We start from the raw sequence: 18039 nt of genomic DNA on the forward strand, positions 1-18039 counted from the left end.
GGTGCCTTTCGTGAACTGTCCGGTCGCCAATCGCGGCGGGTCGGTCGTGGATTGTTTGGAGGCCCAGGAGGCCGGAACCGACCGAGTGGACTGCTCCGGTGCTGAGGAGCTGTTGGTGAATATTTGCAGCAAACGGATTATTAGTCAATAATGACTAACAAAGAATTTGACGGCACCCCCAAAGGCGAAAACCCTGTCAGCACAAGCGAAACACTCGGATGCACACCACGTCGCACTCCGGGCGCGCGAGTCCGACGAAGACGTGCCGGTTCATCCAGTCGTATCGGTAGTCGGCGGTAGTGAAGGACGCCGACGTGCGGTAGTAGAGGGCGGCTTCCGGGATCGGGGCGCGCGCTTGGTACTCAGCCGCGAAGCTGGCATCGGCGAGCCAGAAGTGACCTTTGTTTTGTACCTCGATGGTTGCCCCGTCGTCGGCTTCGATGAGGTACCGAGCGTCGAGGTAGGTGTCCTCAGGATCACCTTTGGTGCGCCACCAGTCGCCGCCACCGGGTAGGACCCGCCCGTTGAAACGTGGTCCACGCACAACGCCACCCAGGATGGCAGCGAAGTGCAGATCATCGTCGCCAGGCGCCCCGATACGGATTGGCGCCGCCACGTCGACGCGCAACTCGAAGACGTACTCCAGGGTCGGCGGGAACGCCGCCGCATCACTCACGGGGTTCACGGGGATCGACCGGCGTAAAGGCGCCAAGTTCCCGCTCGACGTCCGATGCCGCGGCCAGCGCTATGTGTTCACCGAACCGCGGGCTGATCACCTGCACGCCGTAGGGCAATCCGTTGCGCCCGATGTGCGTGGGAAGAGCCACGGACGGAAGCCCGAGGAAGTTGACCGCCACCACCAGGCGGTGGCGCCGCCACAGCTCATCAGTGGCTGGTGTACCGCTGAGGTCGAATCCAACGGGGAACGGATCGGCAGTCGAGACGGGTCCGATCATGACGGGGTATCGGGACTGGAACTGGCGCCACAGCGAGCTGATCAGCGCCTGCCGTGCCCAGGCGTCGACGTACGCATCGACGTTGTCGAACAATTCGGTGCCCTTGACGTTGTCTCGGAAGTACTGAGTGGCACCGTCGGTCAACGGCCCGGGGAGTACGCCGGGCTCGAATAGGCCGCCCATCTCTTGTGACGACAACCGTCGCCACAGTCGCGCCGCATCTTCCAGGAGCGGGGGCTCGGCTTCCTCGATCTGCCAACCAGCATCTCCCAGCGCACCGGCAGCGCGATCGATGGCCTCCGCCATACCATCTTCAACACCCCAGCCCAGGGGATCGCGAAGGATCGCGGCCCGGCGCGGGCCGTCGTACCCAGTCGGATGATCGACCGTCACAGCCAACGGGTCGCGCCCGTCCGCACCATGGATCACGCTGAACGCCAGATCGAGGTCCGCGACGGATCGAGCAATCGGACCGTTCACCGCGAACTTCTGCAGCGACAGGGGCACTGGTGCCGCAGCCACGACGGGTGCGGGCACTCGACCCTCCGAGGTCCGAAGAGCACAGACGCCCGCGGCGCTGGCGGGCAACCTCAGCGAGCCGCCGTAGTCATTTCCAAGACCGACGGCAGACATGCCCGTGGCCACCGCGACGGCGTCCCCGCCACTGGAGCCGAAGGGTGTCCGTTCGGCATCCCATGGATTGATGGTCCGGCCAAACAGATCGTTGTCCGTATCCCACCGCAGACCGAAGTCGGGCATGTTGCCCCTAGCCACCGGGACGGCGTCGGCATCGAGCAACCGCTGGACCAGTGTCGCATCTGTGGGCGCGACGTTGTCCTTCAGGAACGTCGCAGCCTCCGTGGTGGGAGACCAGGTGAAATCGATGTTCTCCTTGATCGAGATCGGGACCCCCGCTAGCCGACCGACCCGCTCGCCCAGGGCAATTCGAGCATCGAGCGCTGCGGCGTATTCACGGGCCCGCTCGTAAAAGACGACCGTCAACGCATTGACCTTCGGGTTGACCCGGTCGATGCGCTGCAGATGGGATTCGAGAACCTCACTTGCGGAGAGCTGGCCGTGCTGCACGGCGTCGACGATCTGCGATGCGGTCAGTTGCCATGGCTGTCGGCTCACAAGGGTCCTTCTTCGTGGAGGCGTTAGGGTGCGACTCGCACACTAGACAGACGTTGCGTTCTTAGTCAATAGTGACTAAGAAACCGATTGAGAGGCATCCCCATGGGAAGACCGAGCGTGCGCACCGAGCGGCGGGCCCAAATCCTGGCCGCTACCGCGCAGTGTGTCGCCACATTTGGACTGGCGGGCCTGACTCTCGAAAAGGTCTCTGCCGAAAGCGGAATGAGCCGCGGGCACATTCGCCACTACATCGGAAACCGCGATGACCTCATCCTGGCTCTGGTCGAATGGGAGCTCGGTCGGGACGAGATAGCCGCTGGCGGCCAGTTGACTGACTCCAGCAACATTGCAGCGATGCTGGACTACCTGTTCGGCCCGACTTTCTCGGAGCCCGGCGACGAGAACACCGTCGTCCTGGAGCTGCTGAACGCGGCCCGCACCAACGACGGGATCCGCGAAGCCATGCTCGATGGCTACAACGGCCTGCGCCAACAGATCAACTCCGTCCTGAGCGACACGTTTCCGGCTGCTGACGCCGAGCTGCTCTCGGGGCGTTCCTATGCCTTGCTCTGTCTGGCCATCGGAAACGCCGCTCTCAGCGATCTCGATCGATCCACCGCGTCCGACCCCATCGTGCGGGCAGCCGCGGAGCGCATCATTCTTGAATTCGAGAAGCCACAGTCAGCCCCACCGCGCCGCGCGGGGGCCAAGCGATAGTCGAACTCGGTCGTGCGCCTGGGTACCCGCGTCTTGACGATGCATAGCCGACGCAAAGAGGACATAAAAGGCCCGTGACTTGTGTTTCCACAGGTCACGGGCCTTCTAGGGTGCTCCCCGGTTGGACTCGAACCAACAACCTGCCGGTTAACAGCCGGCTGCTCTGCCAATTGAGCTACAGGGGATCACGCTGCCGTGGCAGCCCCGCAACCTTAGCAAAGTGACCCGGAGTTCACCGAATCGCGGTGGCCGCCGCGGACCGGGTTCATATCCTCGGCAATCAGCACTATCTCGGCGATCATGCAGGGTGCGAACCGAGATAGTGCAGAACTACGAAGATGTGAGGTGCGGTCAGAGTCCGACGTCGTCGCGCAGTCCCGCGCTGACCCGCTCGATGGCGGCCCCGACGGCCGGATCCGAGGGTCGACCCGCCGGCCGAGCACCGTCTGGAGTAGGAGTTCACCGGTGGCCAGGTCACGGCGTACGACGACCCGCCCGTTGCCGTTCGGGCCCTTGAGCCCTAGCGGCTCGGACCGCACGACGCTGGCCTGGACCCGCTCGTGGAAGGTCTCGGCGATCATCCCGGCCTGGTCGCGGAAGGTCCACTGCCCGGGCCGCGAACCGTCCACCCAGGTGACCGACAGGGTCCACGTGTCCGGCGACCAGGCGCCAGCGTCGACCTCGTGCCACGAGCGGCGCAGCAGCTGCGCGTCCGGGGTGGCAACGACCAGGTGGGTGGTCGTGATCGCGACGTAGGCGCCGGTGTTGTCGTCCTGCCCGTGCGCGAGCAACCGCTCCTTGCGCTCCAGGCCGAGGTTGGCGCGCACCTGCTCCGGCAGGTCGACCACCTTGCCCTTACGGCGCCACTTCACGGTTCGGCCCGTTCCTTGAGGGCGGACAGCTCCTGCTGCAAACCCGCCAGACGTACGGCGATCGCCCGGCTGGCGCCCGGATCCTCCGTACGTCGTAACCGGCTCATGGCTTCGTCGATCTGGCGTTTCAACGAGGCCTCGTGCAGTCCGACGACCAGTGACTGCACGTAGCGCCAATCGGGTTCGCCGTTCAGGCCCAAGCGGATCGGCAGCGACGCGACGGCCAGGTCGGTGACCAGCGGCTGCAGGTGCGGCGCTCGCCCAATCACCGACTGCACCCACGCGGCACCGGACAGACCGGTCGGATCGCCGGCTGCGCCCCACACCATCGCGTGCGCCGGTGCGGCGAAATCCTGCGGTCCGATCTCGGCGCGCTGCTCCACGGTCAACGCGCCCGGGTATTGCAGAAGCACTTGCAGCAGTTGACGTTCCAGCTGTACCGCCGGGTTGCGCAGGTCGGGTGCGGGGATACCGGCCGGCTCAGCGGCCTGCTCATCGGGCGGCGCTTCGGCGACCGGCTCCGTGGGCGCGGCACGGTGGGCCGACCGCCCTGCTTTGGCCACCTCAGCGGCTAACGGCTCGATGTCAACACCCAACCAGCCGGCCGCTGCGCGCACGTACTCCGGGCGCAACGCGGCGTCGCGGATCCCGGACAGGATGGGGGCGACGGCTCGCATCGCGGCCACCCGGTCCTGGGCGGCGGACAGATCGAACCGGCCGATCGTCGTACGCACGGCGAATTCGAACAGCGGCACCGCGTCCTCGACCAGTCCGCGCACGGCGGCGTCGCCGGCGGACAGCCGCAACTCGCACGGGTCCTGGCCCTCGGGTGCCACCGCGACGTAGGACTGCGCCGCCCACTGCTGGTCGAGTTCGAACGCCTTCATCGCGGCCTTCTGCCCCGCCGCATCACCGTCGAAGGTGAAGATGATGCGGGCCGGCGACTGGTCGGCCTCATCGCGCACGATCCGGCGCAGCGTCTTGAGGTGGTCGGCGCCGAACGCCGTGCCGCAGGTCGCGACCACCTGCTCGACACCGGCCAGGTGGCACGCCATCACGTCGGTGTACCCCTCCACGATGACCGCCCGGCGCGTTGCGGCCATCGACTTCTTGGCCAGGTCGAGCCCGTAGAGCACGGTTGCCTTCTTGTAGATCGGCGTCTCGGCCGTGTTGAGGTACTTCGCCTGGATCCGGTCGTCATCGAAGATCTTGCGCGCGCCGAAGCCGATCGTGTCGCCGGTCGTATCCCGGATCGGCCACATCAGCCGGCCACGGAACCGGTCATAGAGCCCGCGCCCCTGGGAGGCCAGACCGGCGACGGTCAGCTCCTCCTCGGTGAATCCGCGCCGGCGCAGGTCGCGCACCAGGGCCGAGCCGTCCCGTGGGGAGAAACCCACGCCGAACGGCTCGCAGGCGGCGGAGTCGAAGCCGCGAGCGCGCAGGAAGTCCCGTGCCGGGCGGGCTTCGGGCGACAGCAGTGCTGCGGTGTAGAACTCCGCGGCCGCCCGGTGTGCTTCGACCAGCCGGATCCGTCGGATGCCGCCGGTCTCCTCCCGTGCGCCGCCCTCCTCGTAGCGCAGGATGATGTTGGCCTTCGCGGCCAGCCGCTCAACCGCTTCGCTGAACGACAGGTGGTCCATCTCCTGCACGAAGGTGATCACGTCGCCGCTCTTGCCGCAGCCGAAGCAGTGGTAGTAGCCGACCTGCGGGCGCACGTTGAACGACGGCGACTTCTCGTCGTGGAACGGGCACAACCCCTTCAGCGAGCCGCTGCCGGCCGGGCGAAGGGTGACGTGCTCGCTCACCACACTCTCCAGGGAGGTGCGCTCTTTGACGAGCTCGATGTCCTCGGCTCGGATCCGCCCCGGCACCGCCTCAGTCTAGGTCAGCGCCGGTGCCCTCGCGGAGCGGCTGTGGATGGACCAGTCGCGTGGGGTGCAAGCTCTCCACCACGGCCGCCGCCGGGCCGGTACGGGCGGACTCCCAACCGGTACCCGCCCACAACGACACCCACTGGTAGTTGCCGTCGGCCGCCGCGGCGGCGCGAACCGGCTTGGTGATCTGGTCGACGACCGGGTAGACCGGCGGCGCGAACTCATCGAACTGCTCGATGAATTCATTGCGTACGCCGCGTGCGGGCCGACCGCTGAACGCCCGGGTGACCGCCGACCGGGTCAGAGTCCTGTCGCTGAGGCCGGCTCGCGCCGTCGTTGACGTGCCGGCCTCGTCGGTGAGCAGGAAGGCTGTCCCGCACTGCACAGCGGCAGCGCCCGATCGGATCGCGAATTCGACCTGGGCGCGCGTCATGATCCCGCCGCAGACGATCAGCGGCAGGGCAGCGATGCTGCGACACCGGCGGAGTAACTCGGTCCACGAGTCCTCGTTCGGTATGGCCGTCGCGTCGTGGGTGCTGCGATGACCACCGGCGGCGGCGCCTTGGATGCACAACGCGTCGGCCCCGGCCCGCGCCGCGGCCAACGCCTCGTCGGGGTCGGTCACGGTCACCACGACTTCCGTTCCGCATTCGTGCAGTGCGTCGATCACGGCCTGCGGCGGAATCCCGAAGGTGAAGGACACCACGGCAACCGGGTCGTCCAGCAGCAACGTGACCTTGTCCTCGAAGTGGTCGCGATCGTGCCAGTCGACGCGGCCCAGCTTGGCGCCCAGGCGACGGGCGCTGAAACGCAACCGATCGGCGTACTCCTGGACGGAGCCCAGGTCCCGGTCGCGGTCGAGATCGGCGGGCACGAACAGGTTGACCCCGAACCCGGCTGCCGTGAGTGCGCGGGTCTCGACGATCCGGTCGGCCAGCGCGTTGGCGGTGAGATAACCGCCGGCCAGGAAGCCCAGTCCGCCGGCGTCGTTGACAGCGGCGACCAGTTCCGGCGTCGAGGGCCCACCGGCCATGGGGGCGGCGACGATCGGTCGTTCGAGGCGCCGCAACAACGAGGTCACAGCCACTCCCCCGCCAGCAGATGCGCGCGCACGTCGGTCAGCGAGGCCACCTGATCGATGATCACCCGGAGTGCCTGCGCGTCATTGTCTGCATTCGAAAACGCTTCTGCCTGCGTCGGGTCCAGCCGCGACGGATCCTTGACGTACGCCGCGACCAACCCCGCCACGATCTCCCGCTGCTTGCCCAACAGAACCGTCCGAACATCCGAAAGCATCACGAACAGTAACGCGGTCGTCTTCAACATGGCGCACTCGGCGCGGACCAGATCGGGTACGACGACGTTGGCGTCGTACCGGGTCATCTGTCCCTGCCCGTAAGTCCCGCGCGTTGCCGCGACCGCCGAACCGACGAAATGTCCGATCAACCGGCTCGTCATGTCCTTCAGTCGGGCCTGGGCAGCACGGGTTCCGTCGTAAGCCCGGGGCAGCACTCCGCTGGCCAGCAACCGGCTCCACCCCTCACGCAACAGCTCCTCGTCGAGGTCGGCTGCGTAATGCTGCTCGGCCAGTGGCACGAGTTGTTCCACCAAGGCCGGCTCCCGCAGAGCGATCAGGTCGATGTGACCGGCGGCCACACCGTCTTCGACGTCGTGCACCGAGTAGGCCACGTCGTCGGCCCAGTCCATTACTTGCGCCTCCAAGGACGCACGACCGATCGGGGCAACCCTACGCACCCAGTCGAAGGCGGGCCGGTCGTCTTCGTAGACACCGAATTTAGCTGCGCCCGAGGGATTCTCGCCGATTCCCCACGGATACTTCGTGGCTGCATCCAGACTCGCCCGGGTCAGGTTCAACCCCACGCTGCGCCCGTCCGGCAGGCTCCGTTTGGGCTCCAACCGGGTCAGGATCCGCAGTGTCTGGGCGTTCCCCTCGAAACCGCCGATGTCCGCGCTCAGCTCGGCCAGCGCGTCCTCACCGTTGTGTCCGAACGGTGGATGTCCCAGATCGTGAGCCAGACACGCGGTGTCGACCACATCGGCGTTACAGCCCAAGGCCGCTCCGAACTCTCGCCCGATCTGGGCAACCTCCAACGAATGGGTCAACCGATTGCGGATGAAATCGTCGCTACCCGGCTGCAGCACCTGGGTTTTCGCTGCCAACCGGCGAAGCGCGGCAGAGTGCAGGACTCGCGCCCGATCGCGGGCGAAATCGTCCCGGTCCGCGCTCTTTTGTGCCGGGTCTTCGCCCAGGAGGCGCTCGCGATCGACGGCCGAATAGCCGCTCATGCGAGGCGATCCCGACGGAACAACGGGCGGACGGCGCGCTCGCGGTAGCCCCCGTCGGCCAGCCCGGCGCCGCGCTCGAACACATTGCGCGAGGCCACATCGCCGGTCCGCAGCCACGACCACGCACTCGCCGCAACGTAGAGGGGCAGGTAGAGCAGGCCTCCGCACACGGCGTACTGCGTGCTGTGTTTCTCCTCGTGCACGAGCAGTTGGGGCCGATACTGGTTGAGCAGATCCCAGTCGTAGCGGGCGACGATCACGTTGCCGACGGTGAACGCGGGCGCCGGTGGGACCGGCAGCCGGTAACCTTGGGCGAGGATCAGGCCGCGGGGACCGCGCCGCAGCGCGGAACGTCCTGCGACGGCGACGAGCAGCCCGACGGCGGTCGAACCGTTCACGGCGTTGACGACCGCCCGGATGCACTGGCCCGCTGACAGCGGGGCGTCCATCAGGCGGCGCCGTAGCGGGCTTGCGCCCGAGCCTTCGCCTTGATCGCCTCGGTCTCCCGGTCCTTCGGCGGCGCCGTGGTCACCAGCGAGTCCACCAACTCGCGGGTGGCCGCAGCAATCACCTCGACCGCATGGTCATAGGCCGCCTGGTTCGCGGCCGAGGGGTGGGTGGAGCCACCGACCTTGCGCACGTACTGCAACGCGGCCGCCGCGATCTCGTCATCTGTCGCGGGGGTGCGAAGTTGTTCAGGGGGCGGATGTTGCGACACATGTGACCAAGCGTTCCACATCTACCCCGGCAGCTTGTCGGCTACCGCGGACTGCGCGTCGGCGATCGCCTTCTCCGCCGAGTGCGCGAAGTCGCTCACGCTGTCGCTCGCAGACTGGGTGATGTCGCCGATGCTGGTCTTGGCCGAGTCCACGGCATGCCCGGTGCGCCAAGCCAGACCCGGCTGACCCTTGGTGTCGACCGCGGTGACGATCAGGCCGCCGAAGATCGCCAGGTTCTTCAGGAACTGGGTGCGCTGCATCCCCTGCTGGTCCTTGGGAGCTGACCAGAACGCGTGCCCGGCGATCGTCGTGGGCACCAGGGACGCCGCCAGCGCCAGAGCGCTGATCCGCGGGAACTTACCGATGGCCAGCAGGCTGCCGGCGACCAGCTGGACGCCGCCGTTCAGCCGCACAAGCTGCTCCGGCGAGCTCGGCAACGGGTCGGAGATCTTGTTCGGGGCCGCGTTGACTGCCTTCTCCAGGAACGGACCGGCCACCTTCGCCCGGCCACCGGGATTCTTCACCGCGTCATAACCGCTGATGATGAACAGTGCGCCCTGAGCGGCGTAGGCGAGACGTCGTACGAGCATGGATCAGCAACTCCTCGGTCAGATGAACGTGTCGTCGCCACGCTATCGGGACACGCGTCACGGCGGGGACCTCCCTCGGCGTTGCGCCGGTCAGCCGGGCCCGGGAGACTGACCGGCGTGAGCGCCGTACCCAGCCCGTTGATCCGGCCCGAGACCCTTGCGGAGTGGCCGGACGAGCCGCCGGTCCTGCTCGACGTGCGCTGGCAACTGGGCGGACCCGACCAGCGTCCGGCCTACGAGCAGGGCCATCTGCCCGGCGCGGCGTACGTCGATCTGGAGACCGCGCTGGCCGGCCCACCCGGGGCCGGTGGGCGCCACCCGATGCCGGCTACGCAAGCCTTCCAGGACGCGATGCGGGCCGCGGGGGTCTGCGGTGACAGTTCGGTGGTCGTCTACGACGCAGGCAATTCGCTCGCCGCATCGCGGTGCTGGTGGTTGTTGCGCTACTTCGGCCACCAGGACGTGCGGGTGCTGGACGGCGGGTACGCCGCGTGGTCGGCCGCCGACCTACCCACCGAGAGCGGCCCCTCACCGCAGCGATCCGGCGACTTCGTTGCGCAGCCGGGCGCCGAGATACTCCTGGATGCCGGCGACGCGGCCGAACTCGCGCGCACCGGGCTGTTACTGGACGGCCGTCCGGCGCCGCGCTTCCACGGACGGGAGGAAACCATCGATCCTGTCGCCGGGCACATTCCGGGGGCAGTGAGTGCGCCCGCATTGGCCAACCTGCAGCCCGACGGCCATTTCCTGGACGCGGACGATCTGGCGCTGCGCTTCACCGCGCTGGGGGTGGAGACACACGAACAGGTCGGGGTCTACTGCGGATCCGGTGTGCAGGCCGCCCATCTGGCGCTGGCGTTGGAGGCCAGCGGTGTGCAGGCTCCGGTCGGCGTCTACATCGGGTCGTGGTCGGACTGGATCACCGACCCCGACCGCCCCGTGGAGCTCTGATCTGACCGCTGCTGACCACAGTGCGTCGAGTGGTCACATCTGGTCGCGATCGCGGGCTGCAGCTCGACCATCACGTGTCGAGTGGTCACATCTGGTCGCGGATCGCGGCCAGCAGCTCTCAACCGCCGGAGTTGTGCTCCTCGGCCGCGGCAACCTCGGCCTGCTGCTTGGCCGACAGGTCGCGGTTGTCCAACCAGCCTTCGGGCAGCACGACGTGGCGCTCGGAGCCGGCGCGGCCCCGAGGACCGTCAGCGGCCTCTCCCGGCCACGGCTGGTCCAGGTCGAGAGTTGCGATCAAATCGTCAAGCGCCGCAAGCGAATCCACCAGCGCCAGCTGGTTGCGCAGCGACGAACCCACCCGGAAGCCCTTGAGATACCACGCGATGTGCTTGCGGATATCGCGGCATCCCTTGATCTCGTCGTCGTAGAACTCCACGAGGTACGCCGCGTGCCGGCGCAACGTGTCCGTCACCTCGCGCAAGGTCGGGCTGAGGCGCTCGTCGCTCCCGGTGAAGGCAGCGGCCAGGTCGGCGAAGAGCCACGGGCGCCCTAGGCAGCCGCGACCGACCACGACTCCGTCGCAACCGGTTTCGGCGACCATGCGCACGGCGTCGTCGGCAGACCAGATGTCGCCGTTACCGAGCACCGGAATGCCGCTGACCGCCTCCTTGAGCCGGGCGATCGCCGACCAGTCAGCGGTCCCCGAATAGGCCTGGGACGCCGTACGTGCATGCAGCGCAACGCAGGCCGCGCCTTCACCCTCAGCGATCCGGCCCGCTTCCAGGTACGTGTGGTGCTCAGCGTCGATCCCGACGCGCATCTTGACGGTGACGGGAATCCCGTACGGCGTGGCCTCGCGTACTGCTGCGGCCACGATGGCACGGAACCACTGCGTCTTCCACGGCAGCGCCGACCCGCCGCCCTTGCGGGTCACCTTGGGCACGGGGCAGCCGAAGTTGAGATCGATGTGATCGCAGCGGTCTTCGCTGGCCAGGATGTGCGCGGCCTTGGCGGTAGTGAGCGGGTCGGTGCTGTAGAGCTGGATGGAGCGCGGGGACTCGTCCGGGTCGTGCTCGATCAACTTCATCGTGATCGGCGTGCGCTCGACCAGTGCCCGTGAGGTGATCATCTCGCTGACGTAGAGGCTGTCCCCCGCCGGACTGCCGGCACAGCCGCCGGAACGCCCGGTTGGTGATCCCCGCCATCGGCGCGAGCACCACAGGTGTCGCGATGGTGAGGTCACCGAGGCGCAACGGCGGCGCGACGGCAGGAGCAAGGGTCACGATCGACCAGTCTACTTAGCGGGCCTGCTCACCCAGTAATGCGCGGAAATCGGGCACCGCGTCGTACGGGGTGGCGTTCGGCGCGCCGGGGACATCGGCGATCGCCGGGCCGGTGTCCACCGACCACGAGTTCACCTTCGCCCGTGGCGCCTCGATGGCAAGCGCCCGGGCCAGTTCGCCTGCAGCCCGGTCGATCCGGCGCGACAACGCGTCGTCCGCGAAGTCATCGGTCGCGGCGAAGACCGCGGTCGGCAGCACCTGCGCCCGCAGGTAGGTGAACAGCGGGCGCAAGGCGTACTCGGTGACCAGCGAGTGCCGGGACGTGCCGGCGGTGGCCGCGACCAGCACCGGCACCTCGTACAGCGCGTCCTTGTCGACCAGATCGACGAAGGACTTGAACAGCCCCGAGAACGAGGCGGTGAAGACCGGTGTGACGGCGATCAGCGCATCCGCACTGGCAACGGCGTCCAGGGCAGCGCCCAGGCGCTGCGACGGGAAGCCGGTCAGCAGGTGCGAGGTGATGTCGGTTGCGAGATCGCGGACCTCGATCACCTGCACCTCGACCCCGTCGCCCGCCTGCCGCTGCACCGACGCGACGATGCGGTCGGTCAGCAGACGGGTCGAACTCGGTTGACTCAGACCGGCCGTGATGGCCACGACGCGGCGGCTCACTTGCTGGCCTCCTGCTCCTGACGAGCGGGCAGCACGTGCGCGTTGGGGCTGTTGTCGCCGGCGGCCACCAACGAGGCGTGGGTGGGCGGGTCGGACGGAACGTGCGCCGGGCGGTGCGCCTCTGCCTCCTTGCGTAGCGCCGGGACGACCTCGGAGCCGAGGATCTCGATCTGCTCGAGGACGGTCTCCATCGGCAGGCCGGCGTGGTCGATCAGGAACAGCTGGCGCTGGTAGTCGCCCACCTGCTCACGGAAGCCGGCGTATCGGTCGATGACCTGCTGGGGCGAACCCACCGTCAGCGGGGTCTCCCGGGTGAATTCCTCCAGCGACGGGCCGTAGCCGTAGACCGGCGCCACGTCGAAGTAGGGGCGGAACTCCTTGACCGCGTCCTGGCTGTTCTTACGCATGAAGACCTGACCGCCCAGGCCCACGATGGCCGTGTCGGCGGGGCCGTGGCCGTGGAATTCGAAGCGGCGACGGTAGAGCTGGACCATCTGGCGGGTGTGGGACATCGGCCAGAAGATGTTGTTGTGGAAGAAGCCGTCGCCGTAGAACGCGGCCTGCTCAGCGATCTCCGGGCTGCGGATCGAACCGTGCCACACGAAGGGCGGCACTCCGTCCAGCGGCCGCGGCGTGGAGGTGAAGCCCTGCAGCGGCGTACGGAACTTGCCCGACCAATCCACGACGTCCTCACGCCACAGGCGACGCAGCAGGTGGTAGTTCTCGACGGCCAGGTTGATGCCCTCACGAATGTCCTTGCCGAACCACGGGTAGACCGGGCCGGTGTTGCCGCGGCCCATCATCAGGTCAAGGCGGCCCTCGGCGAGGTGCTGCGCGTAGGCGTAGTCCTCCGCGATCCGCACCGGGTCGTTGGTCGTGATCAGCGTGGTCGAGGTGGACAACTGGATGTTGGCGGTCTTGGCGGCCAGGTAGGCCAGCAGGACCGGTGGGTTGGCCGGGGCGACGAACGGCGGGTTGTGGTGCTCGCCGGTCGCGAAAACGTCCAGACCGACTTCCTCGGCCTTCTGCGCCAGCTTGACCGTGTTCATGATCCGCTCGTGCTCGGTCGGGACGCGACCGGTCAGCGGGTCAGGAGTGATGTCGCCGATGGTGAAGATTCCGAACTGCATGGTGTATGCCCTTCGTTTGTCGTTGGTCGCCCGACCCCTCACATCCAGATCGTTGCGATTTCAACTACTTCAACGATAGCGGCACCCGGATCATTCCGACCCCCGGTGTGGCTATGTTGTGATCGGCAACACATTTCGGGATCTGTTGGTACCCCCAGCCCGTCGAGTGCGTCGTGCAGGTGCGATCGCCTTGCTCTGAATTTGATCCGACCAGGGAAATCCTGAAGAGGTCCGGACCGGGCGTGGGGAAATCGGCCCGATCGGATTTGACAGCCGCCGCTGCCGCAGATCTAAAGGCTTTGAAGAGAACCCACCAGGAAGGCGACGACGATGACGGAAACCAGTGATCCGGGCCCTGCGCCGGCGAGCACCGGTCAGGGACCGGTTAAGAAGGCCTGGTGGAAACGATGGTGGGTGTGGCTGATCGCTGTGATCGTGGTCGCCGGCGCGTTCGGTGCGGCGACCGAGGAGAAGGACAAGGACGCGGCGTCGCCAGCTCCGACCGGGTCCGTGACGACTAGCACGACGCCAGCGCCCACGACCACGACGACGACGTCGAGTACAGCTCCCACGACAACGACGACGACGCCGGCTTCTTCCTCGAGCGCCGCGCCGACTACGTCGACAACGTCCTCGCCGAGTCCGACCACGACCGCTGATCAGGGCGCCGTGCTGTACAAGGCGCTGAAGGACAACTTCGGGCAGACGTCGTGGGGGATGACTATCACCGGGGTGCAGGTTCGCAACAAAAGCGCATTCGTCCGTGCTCAAATCAGCCACGACGACAAAGAAACTGCGGAGAAGGTGTTGCGGGGCGCGTACAACATCGTGACAACCGGAACGGACTATGAGGACATCAACTTCGTGGTCGTCGAGGACGGCACCGGGGTGGTCGTGGTCCAGAAAATGGTAGACCGGTGACCGACTTGTGAACGGTAGTCAGCGGCGATGAGTGGCAAACCTACTTCATGCCTGTACTGCGGCCGCAAGCCAGGGGACATCGATGATCGCCCCCGTAACGGTCCTGTCGTCACCAGGATGAGCGACGAGCACGTCCTGAAGAAGACATGGCCCAAGCGACTCCCGGAGGTGAACCATGCCGGTACTGCCTGGGTGTGGTTCGATCCGGCGACGGGGAAGCGAGAACGGAAACAGGTCGGCACCTCAGCGTGGAATATTCGCGTGCCGAGGCTGTGCGCCGAGTGCAACAGCCGCTCCGATGTGTTGATCGAACAGCCCGTCGAGCCGTTCATCTTTGAGTTGGCGAACGGCGATCTGGATGCAGCTACAGGGCTGTCTAAGGAGCAGTCCGACCTGCTGACGGCCTGGACCGTCAAGACCGGCGTGATGCAGGCAGCCACGCGACCAGGCATCGAGATCCCGGCGGCTGCGCTCGATGTGGTGCGGGCTTCGATGAGGCTAGGCCCGCTGACTGCGTTCGCCCGGCTGGCGAGCCAGCCCTGCGACGTTCTGGACACCTGGTTCTTCGAGTCCCGGATGCACCTGTGGCAGCAGGTCGCGCACGTCCACCTCATCGCAATCCGCAAGGTGGCGCTCCTTAGTGTCGTGTCGTTCTCGCGGTTCGCCGCTGACGCCATCACCTCGGATCTGATGGGTAGGTTCGACACCGGCAGCGACGCTCCCACCACCGAAGAGCAATACGTGGCTATGGCGCAGGATGTGCTGCAGGACTCGTACCGGTATCTGGCTTCGCGGGGATCATCCAGCGGGTAGGTGTTTAGCTGCTTGACACTTGAGTGTTTAGCGGCTAAACCGTATGGTATGAGGCACCAAGAAGTGATCGCGCGCATCGAGGCACTCGGCGGATACCAAACCCGCCAGCGCGGATCGCACCGTCGCTTCGAAGCCAAGTACAACGACGCTGACGGCGTCACCCGGGCAGTGCACACCACAGTGCAGGTCCACAAGGGCAAGGACATCCCCACCGGGACGCTCCGCTCGATACAGAAAGATATGGAACCCGCATTCGGAAAGGGCTGGTTGCAGTGAACACCTTCACCGCTGACGTCACCCGCGAGGGCAGCGACTGGCTCGGGGATATCCCCGAACTGGAAGGTGCCTCGACCTACGCACCCACCCTCGCCCGCCTGGTCGAATACCTGCAGGACGTCGCGATCATGGCAGCGGACTTGCCCGACGATGCCGACGTCGCGATCGAACTACGGTTCGACGATTCCCTCGCCGATGTCGCAGATGCCGCATCCGTCGGGCAGGCCCGCCGGGCCAACGCGCAGGAAGCGCAAGAACTCGCGGAACGCACCAACCGAGCCGTGCACCAGTTATCCAGCGACGGGTACTCCGTGAGGGACATCGCGACGATCGTAGGGATCACCCACGGTCGCGTTTCGCAGATCGCGCAGGGCACGTCCACCACCAGCGCACGAGGGACCAAGAAAATCGCACGATCGTCCAAGGCGAGCCCACGGGGGTTCAAGGTCGCGAACCACGGAGGTGGTTCCAGCGAGATTCGGGTACCGGTTCGGCGCACATCCTCTGTGGCGGCGAAGACGGTGCGCCGCCAGGGGCAGTCCTAGATCACCAGATCGGGGTGATCTTGACCAGGTCCGGGTCAAAGGTGCGGTTGCCGCGCCCCGCGGGTAGAACCCGCACGTCGACCGTTTCCCGCAGGATAATCGAGCGCTGCTCTTCCAGGCCGCCGGCGCCGGCAGACTCCCACGACGCCACCGGGTCGAACGAGTCGAACCCGGCCTACCGAGACGGCAGCAGCAGCAAGCGCACCCTGGCCTCCGCGGTCGCGGTCTGCAGCGCCGACCGCATCTCGAGCTTCGCCACCGTCGCCGCCGATAGTCCAGCCGTTGTGGCCTGGTCGACGAATCCCTCGAGGCGCCCCCGCAGTTGGGTCACCGCTTGCCGTGCCTGAGTGACTTCCTCGGTGTCAGTAGCGGCCAGTAGCGCACTTCACCTACTGAGGCCCCGGCTAGAGCCAGCCGTTGTTGTCAGCGATCTGGACCGCCTCGGCCCGTGTCCGCGCGCCGGTCTTCCCAATGGCCGAGGACAGGTGATTGCGGATGGTCCCCTCCGACAGGAAGAGGGTGCCGGCCAGATCCGCCACGGTTCCGCCCGAGCGAGCTGTCCGCAGCACCTCCGTCTCGCGCTGGGTCAGGGGTGACTCCCCCGCCACGAGCGAGTCAGTCGCCAGCGCCGGGTCCACCACGCGCAGACCCTGGTGCACTCGGCGTACGGCGTCCGCCAACTCCCGCGCGGGCGTGTCCTTCACGACGAACCCGGCAGCCCCGGCCTGCAGTCCGCGACGCAGGAAACCCGGCCGACCGAAGGTGGTCACGATCAGCACCTTGATCTGCGGTAGCGCCGCGTGCAGCGCGGCGGTGGCCGCGATGCCGTCCATGCCCGGCATCTCCACGTCCATCAACACCACGTCCGGCGCCTCGGCGCGGGCGGCGTCGACGACCTCGTCACCGCGGCCCACTTCACCGACGACCTCCAGGTCGGACTCCAGCGCGAGCAACGCCGCGAGCGCCCCGCGCACCAGAGCCTGGTCGTCGGCCAGCATCACCTTGATCATGAGGCGCTGCTGGTCAGGACGGGCAGTTGGTCGGCCCGCTCGGGGGTGGCGACGGCGAGCTCGAACCCGTGCGGTTGCAGGGACCGCGTGATCAATACGGCACCCGCGGCGGCGGCCCGTTCGCGCAGTCCGCGCAGGCCGTTGCCGCTCGTGGCGACCGCAGCCGGCCCCCGGCCGTCATCGCTGATCTGCACCGACTGGGCGCCGACCCGGATCACGCACCTGGTTGCCGAACTGTGCCGGATCACGTTCGTGACGCCCTCCCGGACGGCCCACGCGAACATTTCGCTCAGGTCCTCGGGCACCTCCTCGACGCTGCTCGGCAGATCGGAGTGGATGCCGGCCGACGACAGCGCCTCCCGCGCCCGGGTCAACTCGCCGGACAGCGATATCTCCCGGTAACCCTCCACAGCTCGCCGTACGTCACCCAGCGCCGCCCGCGAGAGTCGCTCCAGATCCGCCAGTTCGCTCCTGGCCCGGTCCAGGTCCACATCGATCAACCGGCTGGCCAGCTCGGCCTTCACCGTGATGACGGTCAAGGAGTGACCGAGGATGTCGTGCAGATCCCGAGCCATCCGGTTGCGCTCCTCGCGGACCCTCAGGTCGGCGTTCTCGAGCCGGCTGCGTTGCAGCGCCTCCTGGCGCTGACTGGCCAGCCGGCCGAAACCGACCGCAATACAGCCGAATCCGAGCCCGACCAGAGTGCCCGTGTCGGTCGTCCACCCCGGGATATGGGTGGACGCGAAGATGTAGATCGCACCTGTGAGCAGAGCTACGCCGACCGCGATCGGGACCCGGAAGGTCCACATCGCCACGATCCCGACGAAGGCCACGGTGGCCGAGGCGGACTGTCCCAGCGTCCAACAGGCCACCACCGCCAGAAGGACCAGCCCGGCGTAGCGCAGCAGGTTGCCGCTAGTGGTCAGAATCGGCGGACCGTCGGGGCCGAAGGAGGCGCTGTTGGTCGCGAAGTGCACGACATGCAGGACGATGAAGCACAGGACCGCGGCGGCCCCCAGCCATGCCGACGCCTCGTCCCGGTGCTGCCATGCCTGGACGAATGCCGGCACCAGCCAGAACAGCCAGATGCACGACCAGAACAGTCCGACCCATCGACCGAAACGATCACCGCGCTCGGTCGCCCCCTCGCACGTATCGCGCGAGAGGGCGGCCGAACGATCACGAACCATGGCTCAAGCGTCTCAGACGCGCTTGGTGTCTCGGCGGAAGAAGTAGGTGGCTCCCAGGAAGAACGCACCGATCCAGACC

General features: G+C 67.2%; 20 protein-coding genes, 1 tRNA gene and 2 pseudogenes. 6 read left to right on the top strand and 17 right to left on the bottom strand.

Annotated elements, in window-relative coordinates; genetic code table 11:
* Window positions 1-196 precede the first annotated feature (196 nt).
* Window positions 197-676 carry a DUF3237 domain-containing protein gene (locus ACFQBT_RS10160; RefSeq protein WP_377822428.1) on the bottom strand — a complete coding sequence of 160 codons (480 nt, stop codon included), beginning with the start codon at window positions 674-676 and terminating at the stop codon, window positions 197-199.
* A complete protein-coding gene (locus ACFQBT_RS10165) occupies window positions 669-2090 on the bottom strand; it encodes an amidase family protein (RefSeq protein WP_377822430.1) in 1422 nt (473 codons plus the stop codon). Before ACFQBT_RS10165 ends, ACFQBT_RS10160 begins: the two co-directional genes overlap by 8 nt.
* A gap of 117 nt (window positions 2091-2207) precedes the next feature.
* Between ACFQBT_RS10165 and ACFQBT_RS10170 the strand changes: the two genes are divergently transcribed.
* The gene (locus tag ACFQBT_RS10170; protein WP_377822432.1) at window positions 2208-2807 is read left to right on the top strand and encodes a TetR/AcrR family transcriptional regulator; all 600 of its coding nucleotides are present in this window, start codon (window positions 2208-2210) and stop codon (window positions 2805-2807) included.
* A gap of 111 nt (window positions 2808-2918) precedes the next feature.
* On the opposite strand, the gene ACFQBT_RS10175 is transcribed toward ACFQBT_RS10170, so the two are convergent.
* From ACFQBT_RS10175 to ACFQBT_RS10210, 8 genes and pseudogenes are all read right to left on the bottom strand, one after another.
* Window positions 2919-2991, bottom strand: a tRNA-Asn gene (locus tag ACFQBT_RS10175).
* Between the two features lie 28 nt (window positions 2992-3019).
* Window positions 3020-3679: a hypothetical protein gene (locus ACFQBT_RS10180; protein ID WP_377822434.1), complete on the bottom strand. Its 660-nt coding sequence runs from the start codon at window positions 3677-3679 to the stop codon at window positions 3020-3022.
* Complete coding sequence (gene dnaG, locus ACFQBT_RS10185; RefSeq protein WP_377822436.1) at window positions 3676-5550, bottom strand: DNA primase; 1875 nt, start codon at window positions 5548-5550, stop codon at window positions 3676-3678. Before dnaG ends, ACFQBT_RS10180 begins: the two co-directional genes overlap by 4 nt.
* Window positions 5551-5554: 4 nt before the next feature.
* Window positions 5555-6634 carry a nitronate monooxygenase gene (locus ACFQBT_RS10190; protein ID WP_377822438.1) on the bottom strand — a complete coding sequence of 360 codons (1080 nt, stop codon included), beginning with the start codon at window positions 6632-6634 and terminating at the stop codon, window positions 5555-5557.
* Window positions 6631-7860, bottom strand: coding sequence for a deoxyguanosinetriphosphate triphosphohydrolase (locus ACFQBT_RS10195; RefSeq protein WP_377822440.1), 1230 nt, complete (start codon window positions 7858-7860; stop codon window positions 6631-6633). The genes ACFQBT_RS10190 and ACFQBT_RS10195 overlap by 4 nt, the downstream gene beginning before the upstream one ends.
* A complete protein-coding gene (locus ACFQBT_RS10200; RefSeq protein WP_377822441.1) occupies window positions 7857-8309 on the bottom strand; it encodes a hypothetical protein in 453 nt (150 codons plus the stop codon). The genes ACFQBT_RS10195 and ACFQBT_RS10200 overlap by 4 nt, the downstream gene beginning before the upstream one ends.
* Window positions 8309-8580 (bottom strand): annotated as a pseudogene (locus ACFQBT_RS10205) (DUF2277 domain-containing protein). The gene ACFQBT_RS10200 and the pseudogene ACFQBT_RS10205 overlap by 1 nt, the downstream one beginning before the upstream one ends.
* Window positions 8581-8599: 19 nt before the next feature.
* On the bottom strand, window positions 8600-9169 hold the full coding sequence (locus tag ACFQBT_RS10210; protein ID WP_377822442.1) for a DoxX family protein: 570 nt from the start codon (window positions 9167-9169) through the stop codon (window positions 8600-8602).
* Between the two features lie 117 nt (window positions 9170-9286).
* Between ACFQBT_RS10210 and ACFQBT_RS10215 the strand changes: the two genes are divergently transcribed.
* Window positions 9287-10120, top strand: coding sequence for a sulfurtransferase (locus ACFQBT_RS10215; protein WP_377822444.1), 834 nt, complete (start codon window positions 9287-9289; stop codon window positions 10118-10120).
* Between the two features lie 118 nt (window positions 10121-10238).
* Here ACFQBT_RS10215 and dusB read toward each other — a convergent pair.
* The 3 genes and pseudogenes from dusB to ACFQBT_RS10230 form a co-directional block, all read right to left on the bottom strand.
* Window positions 10239-11325, bottom strand: a pseudogene (gene dusB, locus ACFQBT_RS10220) (tRNA dihydrouridine synthase DusB).
* A 93-nt stretch (window positions 11326-11418) separates the two neighbouring features.
* Window positions 11419-12075, bottom strand: coding sequence for a CE1759 family FMN reductase (locus ACFQBT_RS10225; protein WP_377822445.1), 657 nt, complete (start codon window positions 12073-12075; stop codon window positions 11419-11421).
* A complete protein-coding gene (locus tag ACFQBT_RS10230; protein WP_377822447.1) occupies window positions 12072-13205 on the bottom strand; it encodes an LLM class flavin-dependent oxidoreductase in 1134 nt (377 codons plus the stop codon). Before ACFQBT_RS10230 ends, ACFQBT_RS10225 begins: the two co-directional genes overlap by 4 nt.
* A gap of 330 nt (window positions 13206-13535) precedes the next feature.
* On the opposite strand from ACFQBT_RS10230, the gene ACFQBT_RS10235 reads away from it, so the two are divergent.
* The 4 genes from ACFQBT_RS10235 to ACFQBT_RS10250 all read left to right on the top strand — a co-directional run bounded on the left by ACFQBT_RS10235 (window position 13536) and on the right by ACFQBT_RS10250 (window position 15760).
* Window positions 13536-14126: a hypothetical protein gene (locus tag ACFQBT_RS10235; protein WP_377822449.1), complete on the top strand. Its 591-nt coding sequence runs from the start codon at window positions 13536-13538 to the stop codon at window positions 14124-14126.
* 117 nt (window positions 14127-14243) lie between these two features.
* Window positions 14244-14939, top strand: coding sequence for a hypothetical protein (locus tag ACFQBT_RS10240; protein ID WP_377822451.1), 696 nt, complete (start codon window positions 14244-14246; stop codon window positions 14937-14939).
* A 63-nt stretch (window positions 14940-15002) separates the two neighbouring features.
* On the top strand, window positions 15003-15215 hold the full coding sequence (locus tag ACFQBT_RS10245; RefSeq protein ID WP_377822453.1) for a type II toxin-antitoxin system HicA family toxin: 213 nt from the start codon (window positions 15003-15005) through the stop codon (window positions 15213-15215).
* Window positions 15212-15760, top strand: a complete 549-nt coding sequence (locus tag ACFQBT_RS10250; protein WP_377822454.1) for a hypothetical protein — start codon at window positions 15212-15214, stop codon at window positions 15758-15760. Before ACFQBT_RS10245 ends, ACFQBT_RS10250 begins: the two co-directional genes overlap by 4 nt.
* Before the next feature lies 1 nt (window position 15761).
* On the opposite strand, the gene ACFQBT_RS10255 is transcribed toward ACFQBT_RS10250, so the two are convergent.
* From ACFQBT_RS10255 to ACFQBT_RS10270, 4 genes are all read right to left on the bottom strand, one after another.
* A complete protein-coding gene (locus tag ACFQBT_RS10255; RefSeq protein ID WP_377822456.1) occupies window positions 15762-15911 on the bottom strand; it encodes a hypothetical protein in 150 nt (49 codons plus the stop codon).
* Window positions 15912-15935: 24 nt separating this feature from the next.
* Window positions 15936-16091 carry a hypothetical protein gene (locus ACFQBT_RS10260; protein ID WP_377822457.1) on the bottom strand — a complete coding sequence of 52 codons (156 nt, stop codon included), beginning with the start codon at window positions 16089-16091 and terminating at the stop codon, window positions 15936-15938.
* 73 nt (window positions 16092-16164) lie between these two features.
* Window positions 16165-16770 (bottom strand): response regulator transcription factor, encoded by a 606-nt coding sequence (locus tag ACFQBT_RS10265; RefSeq protein WP_377822459.1) that lies wholly within the window; start codon window positions 16768-16770, stop codon window positions 16165-16167.
* On the bottom strand, window positions 16767-17960 hold the full coding sequence (locus ACFQBT_RS10270; RefSeq protein ID WP_377822461.1) for a sensor histidine kinase: 1194 nt from the start codon (window positions 17958-17960) through the stop codon (window positions 16767-16769). Before ACFQBT_RS10270 ends, ACFQBT_RS10265 begins: the two co-directional genes overlap by 4 nt.
* Window positions 17961-18039 lie beyond the last annotated feature (79 nt).

Origin of the sequence: Branchiibius cervicis, from assembly GCF_042661605.1 — a bacterium.
Lineage (GTDB): Bacteria > Actinomycetota > Actinomycetes > Actinomycetales > Dermatophilaceae > Branchiibius > Branchiibius cervicis.

Coding starts and splice junctions, on each gene's coding strand:
- ACFQBT_RS10210 (WP_377822442.1), bottom strand. CDS start 9,169: ATGCTCGTACGACGTCTCGCCTACGCCGCTCAGGGCGCACTGTTCATC.
- ACFQBT_RS10235 (WP_377822449.1), top strand. CDS start 13,536: ATGACGGAAACCAGTGATCCGGGCCCTGCGCCGGCGAGCACCGGTCAG.
- ACFQBT_RS10270 (WP_377822461.1), bottom strand. CDS start 17,960: ATGGTTCGTGATCGTTCGGCCGCCCTCTCGCGCGATACGTGCGAGGGG.
- ACFQBT_RS10265 (WP_377822459.1), bottom strand. CDS start 16,770: ATGATCAAGGTGATGCTGGCCGACGACCAGGCTCTGGTGCGCGGGGCG.
- ACFQBT_RS10200 (WP_377822441.1), bottom strand. CDS start 8,309: ATGGACGCCCCGCTGTCAGCGGGCCAGTGCATCCGGGCGGTCGTCAAC.
- ACFQBT_RS10230 (WP_377822447.1), bottom strand. CDS start 13,205: ATGCAGTTCGGAATCTTCACCATCGGCGACATCACTCCTGACCCGCTG.
- ACFQBT_RS10195 (WP_377822440.1), bottom strand. CDS start 7,860: ATGAGCGGCTATTCGGCCGTCGATCGCGAGCGCCTCCTGGGCGAAGAC.
- ACFQBT_RS10240 (WP_377822451.1), top strand. CDS start 14,244: ATGAGCGACGAGCACGTCCTGAAGAAGACATGGCCCAAGCGACTCCCG.